General features: G+C 61.1%; 10 protein-coding genes. 7 read left to right on the top strand and 3 right to left on the bottom strand.

All coding sequences use genetic code 11. The annotated features are described in order from the left end of the window. The first annotated feature begins 45 nt into the window (after positions 1-45). A complete protein-coding gene (rlmD, locus tag J1777_RS13410) occupies positions 46-1458 on the top strand; it encodes a 23S rRNA (uracil(1939)-C(5))-methyltransferase RlmD (protein WP_207576192.1) in 1413 nt (470 codons plus the stop codon). 96 nt (positions 1459-1554) lie between these two features. Here rlmD and J1777_RS13405 read toward each other — a convergent pair whose 3' ends face one another. Both J1777_RS13405 and J1777_RS13400 read right to left on the bottom strand, forming a co-directional pair. Beyond that, positions 1555-1917: a hypothetical protein gene (locus J1777_RS13405; RefSeq protein ID WP_242700548.1), complete on the bottom strand. Its 363-nt coding sequence runs from the start codon at positions 1915-1917 to the stop codon at positions 1555-1557. A gap of 21 nt (positions 1918-1938) precedes the next feature. Next, positions 1939-3018 carry an AI-2E family transporter gene (locus tag J1777_RS13400; protein WP_207576189.1) on the bottom strand — a complete coding sequence of 360 codons (1080 nt, stop codon included), beginning with the start codon at positions 3016-3018 and terminating at the stop codon, positions 1939-1941. 326 nt (positions 3019-3344) lie between these two features. Here J1777_RS13400 and J1777_RS13395 point away from each other — a divergent pair, with 326 nt between their 5' ends. The 5 genes from J1777_RS13395 to J1777_RS13375 all read left to right on the top strand — a co-directional run bounded on the left by J1777_RS13395 (position 3345) and on the right by J1777_RS13375 (position 10992). Beyond that, positions 3345-6224, top strand: coding sequence for a 2-oxoglutarate dehydrogenase E1 component (locus tag J1777_RS13395; protein ID WP_207576188.1), 2880 nt, complete (start codon positions 3345-3347; stop codon positions 6222-6224). Between the two features lie 85 nt (positions 6225-6309). After that, positions 6310-7548 carry a 2-oxoglutarate dehydrogenase complex dihydrolipoyllysine-residue succinyltransferase gene (gene odhB, locus J1777_RS13390; RefSeq protein WP_207576187.1) on the top strand — a complete coding sequence of 413 codons (1239 nt, stop codon included), beginning with the start codon at positions 6310-6312 and terminating at the stop codon, positions 7546-7548. A gap of 84 nt (positions 7549-7632) precedes the next feature. Further along, the gene (lpdA, locus tag J1777_RS13385) at positions 7633-9060 is read left to right on the top strand and encodes a dihydrolipoyl dehydrogenase (protein ID WP_207576186.1); all 1428 of its coding nucleotides are present in this window, start codon (positions 7633-7635) and stop codon (positions 9058-9060) included. 181 nt (positions 9061-9241) lie between these two features. Then, positions 9242-10339, top strand: coding sequence for a cell division protein ZapE (zapE, locus tag J1777_RS13380; protein ID WP_207576185.1), 1098 nt, complete (start codon positions 9242-9244; stop codon positions 10337-10339). Between the two features lie 11 nt (positions 10340-10350). Then, positions 10351-10992: a hypothetical protein gene (locus tag J1777_RS13375; protein ID WP_207576184.1), complete on the top strand. Its 642-nt coding sequence runs from the start codon at positions 10351-10353 to the stop codon at positions 10990-10992. Here J1777_RS13375 and J1777_RS13370 read toward each other — a convergent pair. Continuing rightward, positions 10973-11266 carry a DMT family protein gene (locus J1777_RS13370; RefSeq protein WP_242700546.1) on the bottom strand — a complete coding sequence of 98 codons (294 nt, stop codon included), beginning with the start codon at positions 11264-11266 and terminating at the stop codon, positions 10973-10975. The genes J1777_RS13375 and J1777_RS13370 overlap by 20 nt on opposite strands. 180 nt (positions 11267-11446) lie before the next feature. On the opposite strand from J1777_RS13370, the gene yoaA reads away from it, so the two are divergent. Further along, positions 11447-13456 carry a DNA repair helicase YoaA gene (gene yoaA / locus J1777_RS13365; RefSeq protein ID WP_242700549.1) on the top strand — a complete coding sequence of 670 codons (2010 nt, stop codon included), beginning with the start codon at positions 11447-11449 and terminating at the stop codon, positions 13454-13456. The last annotated feature ends 144 nt before the right edge of the window (positions 13457-13600 follow it).

The following is a 13600-nucleotide window of genomic DNA, read 5'->3' as shown; positions in this document are numbered from 1 at the left end:
GCCCCTGCTGCATTCCCAGCCCCCTGCGCCGACAGCCCTTTGCCCATGGATCTGCCCGAGGGCTGGCTGCGCATCGAATCCATGGACATGGATGCGCAGGGCGTAGCCCACCGCCCTGATGGCAAAGTTGTCTTTATCGACGGCGCTTTGCCCGGAGAGCTTGTCAGCGCCCAAACCAAGCGCAAAAAAAACAACTGGGAGCAGGCCGAGCTCACCGCCATCCACCGCAGCTCAGCGCTGCGCGTGCGCCCAGGCTGCCCCCACTTTGGCTTGCACACTGGCGCTTGTGGTGGCTGCAAGATGCAGCATCTGGAGGTGAGCGCCCAGGTCGCCAGCAAACAGCGTGTGCTGGAGGACAACTTGTGGCATTTGGGCAAGGTCAAGGCCGACACCATCTTGCGCCCCATCGAAGGCCCCGCCTGGGGCTACCGCTACCGCGCCCGGCTGGCGGTGCGCCATGTGATCAAAAAGGGCGAAGTGCTCATCGGCTTTCACGAGCGCAAAAGCCGCTACATCGCCGACATGCAGACCTGCAAAGTGCTGCCCCCGCACGTTGATGCCCTGCTTATGCCGCTGCGTGGCCTGATCGCCAGCATGGATGCGCGTGATACCTGCCCGCAAATCGAGCTGGCCTGCGGCGATACCGTCACCGCCCTGGTGCTGCGCCACCTAGAGCCCTTGAGCGAGGCCGATAAAACCCGGCTGCGCGATTTTGCGGCCCAGCACGGTGTGCAATGGTGGCTGCAACCCAAGGGACCGGACACCGTGCATTTGCTCGACCCGCAGCACGCGGCCCAGCTGGCCTACCGCCTGCCTGAGTTCGGCATCACCATGCCGTTCAAACCCACCGATTTCACCCAGGTCAATCCGCACATCAACCAAGTGCTGGTCACCCGCGCCCTGCGCCTATTGGGGGCGCAAAAAACCGACCGCGTGATTGACTGGTTCTGCGGCCTGGGTAACTTCACCTTGCCCATTGCCACCCAGGCCGGGCAGGTGCTGGGGATTGAAGGAAGTGAAGCGCTGGTCGCACGATCTAAAGAGAATTACAGCTTTAACAATGCTGAAAGACTTAATAATCAAGCGCTTGCAGCTACTGAATTTGTAGCTCGCAATCTGTTCAACATGACCCCTGAGTTGCTCATGGCCGATGGCCACGCCGACAAATGGCTGGTCGATCCCCCGCGCGAAGGGGCGTTTGCCTTGAGCAAAGCCCTGGCCGACATTCACCAGGCCCGCAGCGGTGCCGCCGATGCCGTGGCTTTGCCCGCAGGCCATGAAGCCTGGCAGCCGCCGCAGCGCATTGTGTACGTCAGCTGCAACCCCGCCACGTTGGCCCGCGATGCCGGGCTGCTGGTGCACCTGGCCGGTTACCGCTGCGTGGCCGCCGGGGTGGTAAACATGTTCCCGCACACCGCCCACGTCGAGAGCATGGCGGTGTTTGAGCGCTGCGCCTGAGCTTTGCGCCGCACCACTAAAAAAACCGACCTGCGCCATAGGGTGCAAGGTCGGTTTTTTCAATCTTTTTCAACCTGTTGGGGGCAGGCTGGGCGTTTATTTGCCGGTAGCCGACTCGGTGATGATTTCCTCTTTGGGGGCTGTTGCTGCAGCCGCGCCCATGCTGGGGGTTAAGACCGAAGGAACGCCTTCGATTTTGTTCTCGCGCATGTAGGCATCCATCTCTTTCCAGCCGGTAAAAACATCATTGCGCGTGGCCTTGGGGTTGAGCAGGTAGCAGTCTTCAATACTGCGCACGGCGTAGCGGCAGGCGCTGCCGGTGGCCCGATCTTCTTTTTGTTTGGCCGCCACTTTGGGAGGGGGGCCCATACCGGGGATTTCTTCGAGGCAGCCGCTGAGCAAGCCAGCAGCCAGAATGGGAATCGCACAGCGCAGGAGAAGGGACTTTATTTTTGGCATAAAGGCATTATCGACCGTTTTTTACGATTTTTGAGGGGGCTTTTCCACCGAGCGGCGCTCTGCCGAAAAGCCATAAATATCCCAGCTTGCGATAAACAAAGCGGCAATGACCGGGCCAATCACAAACCCTGTCAAACCAAACAGGGCCATCCCTCCCAGGGTCGAAATTAACACCACATAGTCCGGCAGCTTGGTGTCTTTGCCGACCAGCAGTGGACGCAGCAGGTTGTCCACCAAGCCAATCACCAAAATACCGTACAGGGTCAAAACCACCCCCTTGGTGATTGCGCCCGTGGCCAGGTAATAAACCGACACCGGCCCCCAAATCAAACTGGCCCCCACGGCCGGCAGCAGCGACAAAAAGGCCATGAGCACGCCCCACAGCACCGCCCCCTGGATGCCTAACACCATGAAAATCATCCCGCCCAAAGCCCCTTGCGCTGCAGCCACCACCAAGTTGCCTTTCACGGTGGCGCGAATGACGGTGGCAAATTTCTGAATCAATTCTTCCTTATGGATTGGCAGCAGTGGAATCGTGTCCCGAATGCGGTGTGCCAATTGCTGCCCATCGCGCAGAAAGAAATACAGCAGGTACAGCATGATGCAGAAGCTGACGGCAAAGCCCAAGGTATTACCCCCCAGCTCCACGGCCTTGCCGGCAATGAGCTTGCCCGCTTCGGTGGCCAAGGTGGAGAGCTTTTCTTGAATGGCCTCGGGCGAGGTCAGGTGCATCCGCTCCAAAATCCCGCCCACCCAACTGGGCAGCGCGGCATAAATTTGCTGAAAGTAGGCCCCGAAATCGAGCTGCCCGCTGACCATCCGCGCGTAGATTGCGGTGGTCTCTTGCACCACAGAAATGCTGATGAGCACCAGCGGAAAAACGGCAATCACCAGGCAAATCAGCAAGGTGGCCATGCTGGTTAAATTCAAGTGCTTTGGCCAGCGAAGGCGCAAACGTCGATTTAAAGGCTGAAACAAAATGGCCAGCACCACCGCCCAAAAAATCGCCCCCATAAAGGGCCACAAAATGGCCGCAAAGCCAATCGTTACGCCCGCAAGCAGAATAAAAAAAGCGCGTTGAGCAGCAGAGGTAGAACGCATACAGGCGAAAGATTAAGGGGCTAAAAACAGTCATCCAACCGATGGCCCGCAATGGTATGCGAGAACGCCCCAGTCTTGAAGATTCGCAGACTGCAGGCACAGCCCCGTGCCCTGAAACAGCTAGGGAAAATGCCACTGCGCAAAAATTCACTTCTGTAGTCTTATAAAAGACAGTTGCAGGTCGCCAGTTTGTTTCAGTGGCACAATGGCACCCTGCACCCAGGCCCTTCCACAGCCACAGTCGCATCCGCCAATCGGTACAGCCGTGTCGCGGGAGGTTCTCTAACCAACAATGCTTTCCTCAGGAAAGCGGATGTCAGCGAAGCATGAGCGATCAGCCAACTGTTTATCAAGCCTACCAAGGCAACACCTATCTCTTCGGCGGCAATGCCCCCTATGTCGAGGAGATGTACGAAAACTACCTCACCAACCCCGGCAGCGTTCCTGATTCGTGGCGCGAATACTTCGATGCCCTCCAGCATGTGCCCGCAGTGGATGGCAGTGATGCCAAAGACGTGCCGCACCTGCCGGTGATCAACGCTTTTGCCGAGCGTGCCAAGCAAGGCCATACGAGCGTTGTCGTGGCCGCCGGTGCCGACTCTGACCTGGGGCGCAAGCGCGTAGCGGTGCAGCAATTGATTGCCGCCTACCGCAACGTGGGCCAGCGCTGGGCCGATCTGGATCCCCTCAAGCGCACCGAGCGTCCTGCCATTCCTGAACTCGATCCTGCGTTCTACGGTTTCACCGATGCCGACCAAGAGACCGTGTTTAACGTTGGCAACACCTTCTTTGGCAAAGAAACCATGCCGCTGCGCGAGTTGCTCAATGCCCTGCGCGAGACGTATTGCGGCACCATCGGCGCCGAGTACATGTACACCACCGACCAGGTGCAAAAGCGCTGGTGGCAACAAAAGCTGGAATCCAATCGCTCCAAGCCGGTATTCAATGCCGAGCAGAAAAAACGCATCCTCGACCGCCTGACTGCGGCCGAAGGCTTAGAGCGCTATCTGCACACCAAGTACGTTGGCCAGAAACGGTTCTCGCTGGAAGGCGGCGAGAGTTTCATCGTGGCGATGGACGAGCTGATCAATGCCGCAGGCACCAAAGGGGTGCAGGAAGTGGTGATCGGCATGGCCCACCGTGGTCGCCTGAACGTGCTGGTCAATACCCTGGGCAAGATGCCCAAGGATTTGTTTGCCGAATTTGAGCACACCGCCCCCGAAGACCTGCCCGCCGGTGACGTGAAATACCACCAAGGCTTCAGCTCCGACGTATCTACCGCTGGCGGCCCGGTGCACCTGAGCCTGGCGTTCAACCCCTCGCACCTGGAAATCGTCAATCCGGTGGTGGAAGGCTCCGTGCGCTCGCGCATGGATCGCCGTGGTGACCCGCAGGGCAAGCAAGTGCTGCCGGTGCTGGTGCATGGCGATGCCGCTTTTGCCGGCCAAGGCGTGAACCAAGAGACGCTGGCGCTGATGCAAACCCGTGGCTACACCACAGGCGGCACGGTGCACATCATCATCAACAACCAGATCGGCTTTACCACGTCGGACCCGCGCGACAAAGGCTCAACCACCTACTGCACCGACATCGTGAAGATGGTCGAGTCGCCTGTGCTGCACGTCAATGGCGACGATCCGGAAGCCGTAGCGCTGTGCATGCAGCTGGCCCTGGAATACCGCATGGAGTTCAGCCAAGACGTGGTGGTGGACATTGTCTGCTTCCGCAAACTGGGCCACAACGAGCAAGACACCCCCATGCTCACCCAGCCGCTGATGTACAGCAAGATTGCCCAGCATCCCGGCACACGCAAGCTCTACGCCGACAAATTGGCGGCCCAAGGCTTGGGCGCTACCCTGGGTGACGACATGGCCAAGGCCTACCGCGCTGCCTTGGATGAAGGCCGCCATACAGTCGATCCGGTGCTGACCAACTTCAAGAGCCAGTACGCCGTCGATTGGAACCCCTTCCTGAACCAGAAGTGGACCGACGCGGCAGATACCGCCATCCCGCTGACCGAATGGAAGCGTCTGGCCGAGAAGCTGACCACCATTCCCGAATCGGTCACCCCGCACAACCTGGTGAAGAAGGTCTATGCCGACCGCGCCGCCATGGGCCGTGGTGAGATCAACGTGGACTGGGGCATGGGCGAGCACATGGCCTTTGCCTCGCTGGTGGCCTCGGGCTATCCCGTGCGCTTGTCTGGTGAGGACTGTGGCCGTGGCACCTTTACCCACCGCCATGCCGTGATCCACGACCAAAAGCGTGATCGCTGGGACGTGGGCACGTATATTCCGTTGCAAAACGTGGCCGAAAATCAGGCACCGTTTGTCGTGATCGACTCCATCTTGTCGGAAGAGGCGGTGCTGGGCTTTGAATACGGTTACGCCTCGAACGATCCCAATTCGCTGGTAATTTGGGAAGCACAGTTCGGCGACTTTGCCAACGGTGCCCAGGTGGTGATTGACCAGTTCATTGCCTCGGGTGAAGTCAAATGGGGCCGTATCAATGGCCTGACTTTGATGCTGCCGCACGGCTACGAAGGCCAGGGCCCTGAGCACAGCTCGGCCCGCCTGGAGCGCTTCATGCAGCTGGCCGCAGACACCAACATGCAGATCGTGCAGCCCACCACGGCCAGCCAGATCTTCCACGTGCTGCGCCGCCAAATGGTGCGCAACCTGCGCAAGCCCCTGGTCATCATGACCCCCAAGAGCCTGCTGCGCAACAAGGATGCCACCTCGCCGCTGTCCGAGTTCACCAAAGGTGGCTTCCAAACGGTGATTCCTGAGCAAGACGAAGCCATCGTGAAAAACGCCGCCAAGGTCAAGCGCGTGATCGCTTGCTCGGGCAAGGTGTACTACGACCTGGTGAAAAAGCGCGAAGAATCCGGTGCCACCGATGTGGCCATCGTGCGCGTTGAGCAGCTCTACCCCTTCCCGCACAAAGCGTTTGCTGCCGAGTTGAAAAAATACAGCAAGGCCACCGACATCGTGTGGTGCCAGGACGAGCCACAAAACCAAGGCGCTTGGTTCTTTATCCAGCACAACATCCACGAGAACATGCTTGCCGGTCAAAAGCTGGGCTATGCCGGTCGCCCGGCCAGCGCCAGCCCCGCTTGCGGTTATGCCCATCTGCACGTGGAGCAGCAAAAGAACCTGGTGGAAGCCGCTTTTGCCAAGCTCAAAGGCTTTGTGCTGACCAAATAAGCCTTCCTCGCCCAAGCCCCGTGCCCCTGCATGGGGCTTGCGCGTGCGCTTTGTTGTTGAACCCTATTTATCAAGAGAGACCCCCATGGCCATCGTAGAAGTCAAAGTGCCCCAGCTGTCGGAATCTATCGCCGAAGCAACCATGCTCAACTGGAAGAAAAAACCCGGTGAAGCCGTTGCCGTTGATGAAATCCTGATTGAAATTGAAACCGACAAGGTCGTGCTGGAAGTGCCCGCCCCCGCCGCTGGCGTGCTGAGCGAAATTGTGCAGGGCGACGGTGCCACTGTGACCACCGAGCAAGTGATTGCCAAAATTGATACAGAGGCCGTAGCTGGCGCGGCTGCCCCTGCAGCCGCCGCAACCCCGGCAGCAGCCCCCGCCGCAGTCGCCGCACCCGCGGCCGCCACCGGCGGCAACAAAGGCGATGTGGCCATGCCCGCTGCCGCCAAGCTGCTGGCCGAAAACAAGCTGAGCGCTGCCAACGTGGCTGGCTCGGGCAAAGATGGCCGCGTGACCAAGGGCGATGCCCTGGCCGCCATTGCCGCCGCTGCTGCCATCCCCACCGGCGCACCCAAGGCCACGCTGCCCCAAGTGGCTGCGCCCGCACCGCAAAACCTGGGCGATCGCCCTGAGCAGCGCGTGCCCATGACCCGTCTGCGCGCCCGCGTGGCCGAGCGTCTGCTGCAATCGCAATCGACCAACGCCATCCTGACCACGTTCAACGAAGTGAACATGGCCCCCGTGATGGAGCTGCGCAAGAAGTTCCAAGATGCCTTCACTAAAGAACATGGCGTCAAGCTGGGCTTCATGTCCTTCTTCGTGAAAGCGGCTGTGCACGCCCTGAAGAAGTACCCCGTGCTGAACGCTTCGGTGGATGGCAACGACATCATCTACCACGGCTACTTCGACATCGGTATCGCTGTGGGCTCGCCCCGTGGCCTGGTGGTGCCCATCCTGCGCAACGCCGACCAGATGAGCTTTGCCGACATCGAGAAAAAGATCGCTGAATTTGGCAAAAAAGCCGCTGACGGCAAGCTGGGCATTGAAGAGATGACCGGCGGCACCTTCTCCATCTCCAACGGCGGCACCTTCGGCTCGATGATGTCCACCCCCATCATCAACCCCCCGCAATCGGCCATCCTGGGCGTACACGCCACCAAGGACCGCGCCGTGGTCGAAAACGGCCAAGTGGTGGTGCGCCCGATGAACTACCTGGCCATGTCCTACGACCACCGCATCATCGACGGCCGCGAAGCCGTGCTGGGCCTGGTGGCCATGAAGGATGCGCTGGAAGACCCCTCGCGCCTGCTGTTCGATCTGTAATCCAGATCGTCCGGGTTTAATCACAATGCGGCCCACCCTCGGATTCCGGCGGTGGGCTTTTTCAAGCAAGAGAAAGATTTTTTTATGAGCAAGCAATTTGATGTCGTCGTAATCGGCGCTGGCCCTGGTGGCTACATTGCCGCCATTCGCGCTGCCCAGCTGGGCATGAACGTGGCCTGTATCGACGAAGCCCAGAACGCCCAAGGCGGCGCAGCCCCCGGCGGCACCTGCACCAACGTGGGCTGCATTCCTTCCAAGGCGCTGCTGCAGTCGTCCGAGCACTTTGAGCACGCCCAGCTGCACTTTGACGAGCACGGCATCAGCACCGGCAAGGTGGCCATCGACGTGAGCAAAATGATTGCCCGCAAGGATGCCATCGTCAAACAAAACAACGACGGCATCCTGTACTTGTTCAAGAAGAACAAGGTCACCTTCTTCCACGGCCGGGGCGCTTTCAGCAAAGCCGTAGAGGGGGGGTATGAAATCCAGGTGACCGGCAAAAACGCCGAAACCCTGGTGGCCAAGCAGGTCATCGTGGCCACCGGCTCCAATGCCCGCCCCTTGCCCGGCGTGGAGTTTGACGAGCAGCAAATCCTGTCCAACGACGGTGCTTTGGCCGTCAATGCCGTGCCGAAAAAGCTGGGCGTGATCGGCTCGGGCGTGATCGGTCTGGAAATGGGCAGCGTCTGGCGCCGCCTGGGCGCGGATGTGACCGTGCTGGAAGGCATGCCCACCTTCCTGGCCGCCGTGGACGAGCAAGTCGCCAAAGAAGCCAAAAAAGCCTTCGACAAGCAGGGCCTGAAGATTGAGCTGGGCGTGAAGATTGGCGACATCAAAAAATCCAAAAAAGGCGTGACCGTGGCCTACACCAACGCCAAGGGCGAAGCGGTGAACCTGGCCGTGGACAAGCTGATTGTTTCGATTGGTCGCGTGCCCAACACCAACGGCCTGAATGCCGAAGCCGTGGGCCTGCAACTGGACGAGCGTGGCGCGATTGTGGTCAATGACCTGTGCCAAACCAACCTGCCCGGCGTCTGGGCCGTGGGCGACGTGGTGCGTGGCCCCATGCTGGCGCACAAAGCCGAAGAAGAGGGCGTGGCCGTGGCCGAGCGCATGGCCGGTCAGCATGGCCATGTGAACTTCAACACCATTCCCTGGGTGATCTACACCAGCCCCGAAATCGCCTGGGTGGGCCGCACTGAGCAGCAGCTCAAAGCCGATGGCGTGAAGTACAAGGCGGGCAGCTTCCCCTTCCTGGCCAATGGCCGCGCCCGCGCGCTGGGCGATACCACCGGTTTTGTGAAGTTCTTGGCCGATGCCGCCACCGACGAAATCCTGGGTGTCCACATGGTTGGCCCGATGGTCTCCGAGCTGATCTCTGAAGCCGTAGTGGCCATGGAGTTCAAGGCCAGCGCCGAAGACATCGCGCGCATCTGCCACGCCCACCCCTCGCTGTCCGAAGCGACCAAAGAAGCGGCTTTGGCCGTGGACAAGCGCACGCTGAATTTCTAATTTCAGTGGCTTGAATTGGCTGCCAGCGCTTGTGTATAAAGCGCTGGCAGCTCTATTTTTTATGAATGCATATTGATAAAAAGATAGCTATTAGCGCTGATAAATAGGCATTTTTAGAGAAAATCAATCTAAAAACATTACCAATTCAGCGGTAATAGCTATCTTTTTGAGGAGGATGGCCGTGAATGTAGAACAAGCCTACCAAGCCGAGCTGGCCGCCAAAGGCTTTAGCGCCGACCCGGCGCAGCTGCGCGCCGTGGCCGCCTTGCAGCGCTGTGCCGACGATTGGGCGGCGTACAAAGCCAAACGCTCCAACGCACTCAAAAAACTGCTGCACAAGCCCCAGATTCCCCAGGGCGTGTACATGTACGGCGGGGTGGGGCGCGGCAAAAGCTTTTTGATGGATTGCTTTTTTAACAACGTGCCCATCAAGCGCAAGGTGCGGCTGCACTTTCATGAATTTATGCGCGAGGTCCACCGTGAGCTCAACATCCTGCAGGGCACGCAAAACCCGCTGGATGCCTTGGGCGCGAAAATCGCCAAGCGCTACAAACTCATTTGCTTTGATGAGTTTCACGTCTCGGGCATCACCGATGCCATGATTTTGTACCGCCTGCTGGTGGCCTTGTTTGACAACGGCGTGGGCTTTATCACCACCTCCAACTTCGTGCCCGACGAGCTCTACCCCAACGGCCTGCACCGCGAGCGCATCTTGCCCGCCATTGCCTTGCTCAACGAGCGCATGCAGATCGTGAACGTAGACAACGGCACCGACTACCGCCGCCGCACGCTGGAGCAGGTGCAGCTTTACCACTGCCCGCTGGGTGCGCAAGCCGATACCGCCATGCAACAAGCGTTTGACCGCCTGGCCAGTGGGCCCGATGAAAAACCGGTGTTCACCATTGAATCGCGCCACATCGCGGCACTGCGACGCAGTGGCAAAACCATTTGGTTTGATTTTCGCGAGCTGTGCGGCGGCCCGCGCTCGCAAAACGACTATCTGGAAATCGCCAGCCAGTTCCACACGGTGCTGCTCTCGAATGTGCCGTTCATGCCGGTGAATATGGCCTCGCCCGCGCGGCGCTTTACCTGGCTGATTGATGTGTTCTACGACCGGCGCGTGAAACTCATCTTGAGTGCCGCCGTACCACCCGAGCAGCTCTACACCGAAGGGCCACTGGCGCATGAGTTCCCGCGCACCGTCTCGCGCCTCAATGAAATGCAGTCGCAAGAGTTTCTGGATCTGCCCTGGCGCGAAGTGGAGACGGCACTGACCTGATAATGCAGCCCATGCATCGTTTATGGATTGCCGCAGTCTGCCTGGCGGCGTATGGAACAGGGCAGGCACAAACCGGTACCCCTTCCGCCCAGACCAGGGCGGCAGAGCGCGCCGCCATTGCCGACAAACGCGCGGCCATCACCCAGGCGCAAATGGCGGGTGAACAAGCCTGCCGCCAGCGTTTTGCCGTGGAGGATTGCCTAGAGGACGTGCGCAACCAAGCCCGCGCCGAACTGGCCCCGCTGCGGGCGCGGGAGCTGACGCTGAACCAGCAAGAGCGCCAGGAACGCGCTGCCGCCCGCCTGCAAGCCATTGAAGCCAAACAAGCCCAGACCGTGCCCCCGGCACCGCTGCAAGCGCACACCCGCAAACCGCCCCCGGATGCTGCAGCGCTGGAGCAAACGCAAGGGGCCCGCGCCGCAGAGGCTGCCGCCCGGGCCACCCAGCAACGCCAACGCCAGGCCGAGCATGCCCAGCGAGTGCAAGCCCAGCAGGCCCAAGCCGCCCAGCGCCAGCAGCAGGCCGAGCACGACTGGCTGGAAAAACAGCGCCAGGCCAAAGAGCGGCAAGAGCGCGTGCAAGCGGAGCAAAACCGCCAACGCGGTCAGCCTTTGCCCGTGCCCCCGGCAGGCGCTACTCCCCCCGAAAGATAAAGTACACCGCGCCCAGCAGGCACAAGCCGGCCCACAGGTAATCGAGCTTGAGCGGCTCTTTCATGTAGAACACGGCAAACGGTACAAAGACTGTCAAGGTCAGCACTTCTTGCAAAATTTTGAGCTGGCCCAGGTTCAGCTCTTGGTAGCCAATGCGGTTGGCCGGCACCTGCAGCAGGTATTCAAACAGTGCAATGCCCCAACTAACCAGGGCGGCAATAAACCAGGGCTTGGTACTGAGTTCGCGCAGGTGGGCGTACCAGGCAAAGGTCATAAAAACGTTGCTCAGCAGCAGCAAAAAAATCGTCCAATAAACAGGGCGCATAGCAGGCAAAAAAGTAAAGGCTGCGCATCCTAGCCCAAGCCCCGGGGGCTTGGTGTGCCGTTGGCTTATCCTCCTTGCCCCTGTGTGTCTCTTGTGTTCTTGTTGTGCTTTTTTGTGCCCTGTTTGCCTATGCCCGCCATGCTGCCCCCCGCCTTGCTTGCCCACACCGTTGCCGCCGCTTTTGCCCCCACGGGCGTGCTGGCCCAAGGGCCACAGGCGCTGCACCCCCGCGCCGGGCAGCAAGCCATGGCGCAGGCGGTGGCCCAGGCAATCGACGATGCCGCCACCTTGGTGGTGGAAGCGGGCACGGGCGTGGGCAAAACCTTTGCCTATTTGGTGCCGGCGTTGCTCAGTGGCCGCAAAGTGGTGGTCTCCACCGCCACCAAAGCCTTGCAAGACCAGTTGTTCGAGCGCGATCTGCCCCAGTTGCTGCAGCGGCTGGGCCTGCCGTTGCGGGCAGCCCGGCTCAAGGGGCGCAGCAGCTATTTGTGCTTGCACCGCCTGAAAAATATCCACCAAAGCCGCAGCCCGCACGACCCGCAGGTGCTGCGCCAGATTGCCCAGGTGCAGCAATGGGCCCTGGCCACCAGCACGGGCGACATGGCCGAACTGCCCGGCCTGCCCGAAGCCCTGCTGCCCCTGGTCACCTCCACGCGCAGCAACTGCGTGGGGCGCGATTGTGCGTTCTGGGCGGACTGCCACGTCAATCGCGCCCGCACCCAGGCCCTGCAGGCCGATGTCTGCGTGGTCAATCACCACCTGTTTTTTGCCGACCAGCAGCTGCAGGACGAGGGCGTGGCCCCGCTGCTGCCACAAGCGGGCGTGGTCATCGTCGATGAAGCGCACCAGCTCAACGACACCGGGGTGCAGTTTGCCGGCACTACGTTGAGCACGCGCCAGCTGCTGGGCTTTGCCCGCGATGCCATGGCCGTAACGACCGAACACGCCCGGGGCCTGCACCCCTGGCTGGATGCCTTGGTGGCACTGGAGCAGACTGTGCAGCACTGGAGCGCCACCGCCGCCACGGTGCCCCTGGGCGTGCGGCAAAGCTGGCTGAGCGCCAGCCCCCAGGGGGTGGATGCCGCCCAGTGGACAGCACAACTGCACCGGGTAGGGCGCAGCCTGCGCCTGGTCTGGCAGGCCCTGGGCAGCGTGCAAGAGGCCGCACCCGCCCTGGCGCAGCTGCAGGCACGGGCGGGGCAGCTGCTGCACACCCTGGCCCTGTTTGCCCACCCGGCACCGGTCGATAGCGTGCGCTGGCTCGACCGCCAGGCCCGGCACCTGGTGCTGACGCAGGCCCCGCTGACCGTTGCGCCCTTGCTGCAGGCCATCGTGCAGGCGGGCAGCACGCCACAAGCCTGGGTGTTCACCTCGGCCACGCTGGGCGATAGCGACGATTTGCAATGGTTCACCCGCACCTGTGGCCTGCCCGAGGCCCGCACCCTGCGCGTGGCCAGCCCGTTTGACTACGCCACGCAGGCCAGCCTGTATGTGCCGCCCGATGCCCCGCCCGTGCAGGCCCAAGCCGCGCACAGCGCCTTTGTCGCCCGCTTGGCGCAGGTCGGTGCCCAGCAACTGGGCGGGCGCACGCTGGTGCTGACCACCACGCTCAAGGCACTGGCGGCCATTGGCCAGCAGCTGCAGCAGCAGTTGGGGGCGGCGGGGGGGCTGTTTACGGCCATCGACGTGCTGGTGCAGGGCCAGGGTTCCAAACACGCGCTGCTGGAGCGTTTTCGCCAGGGCACGGTGCAGGGTCGGGGGTGTGTGCTGGTGGCCTCGGCCACGTTTTGGGAGGGGGTGGACATTGCCGGCGATGCGCTGCAACTGCTCATCATCGACAAACTGCCCTTTGCCCCGCCAGATGACCCCCTGGTGCAGGCCCGCACGCACCAGCTCGAAGGGCTGGGGCTGAACGCCTTTACCGACTACCTGCTGCCCGAGGCGGCCATGGCCTTAAAGCAGGGCGTGGGGCGGCTGATTCGCAGCGAAACCGACCAGGGCATGGTGGTGGTGGCCGATACCCGTTTGCTGGAAAAAGCCTATGGCCCGCGCTTGCTGGCCGCCTTGCCGCCGATGCGCTTGCTGACTTCGCACGAGGCGTGGCAGGAGCGGTTGCAGCAGCTGCAGGCCTTGCGGTGATGGGGATGGTGGCTGGTGTGAGATAGCCCCCTGATTCCCCATCCCCGTCCTATCGCTTATCTTTGAGATAGGAATAGGACTATGAATATGACTAGGCATACGGAGTCGGTGGAGGTGATTTTTAAAGACCAGCGCCGCAGGCGC

The organism is Comamonas denitrificans (genome assembly GCF_017368815.1).
Lineage (GTDB): Bacteria > Pseudomonadota > Gammaproteobacteria > Burkholderiales > Burkholderiaceae_C > Comamonas > Comamonas denitrificans.
Note: the sequence above shows the minus strand (reverse complement) of the source record. Positions and strands in the feature narration are given on the sequence as shown.

Bases quoted from the DNA above. Each gene is read 5' to 3' on its own strand.
- odhB (WP_207576187.1), top strand. From the start codon at position 6,310: ATGGCCATCGTAGAAGTCAAAGTGCCCCAGCTGTCGGAATCTATCGCC.
- J1777_RS13375 (WP_207576184.1), top strand. From the start codon at position 10,351: ATGCATCGTTTATGGATTGCCGCAGTCTGCCTGGCGGCGTATGGAACA.
- J1777_RS13405 (WP_242700548.1), bottom strand. From the start codon at position 1,917: ATGCCAAAAATAAAGTCCCTTCTCCTGCGCTGTGCGATTCCCATTCTG.
- J1777_RS13395 (WP_207576188.1), top strand. From the start codon at position 3,345: ATGAGCGATCAGCCAACTGTTTATCAAGCCTACCAAGGCAACACCTAT.
- J1777_RS13400 (WP_207576189.1), bottom strand. From the start codon at position 3,018: ATGCGTTCTACCTCTGCTGCTCAACGCGCTTTTTTTATTCTGCTTGCG.
- J1777_RS13370 (WP_242700546.1), bottom strand. From the start codon at position 11,266: ATGACCTTTGCCTGGTACGCCCACCTGCGCGAACTCAGTACCAAGCCC.
- rlmD (WP_207576192.1), top strand. From the start codon at position 46: ATGGATCTGCCCGAGGGCTGGCTGCGCATCGAATCCATGGACATGGAT.
- yoaA (WP_242700549.1), top strand. From the start codon at position 11,447: ATGCCCGCCATGCTGCCCCCCGCCTTGCTTGCCCACACCGTTGCCGCC.
- lpdA (WP_207576186.1), top strand. From the start codon at position 7,633: ATGAGCAAGCAATTTGATGTCGTCGTAATCGGCGCTGGCCCTGGTGGC.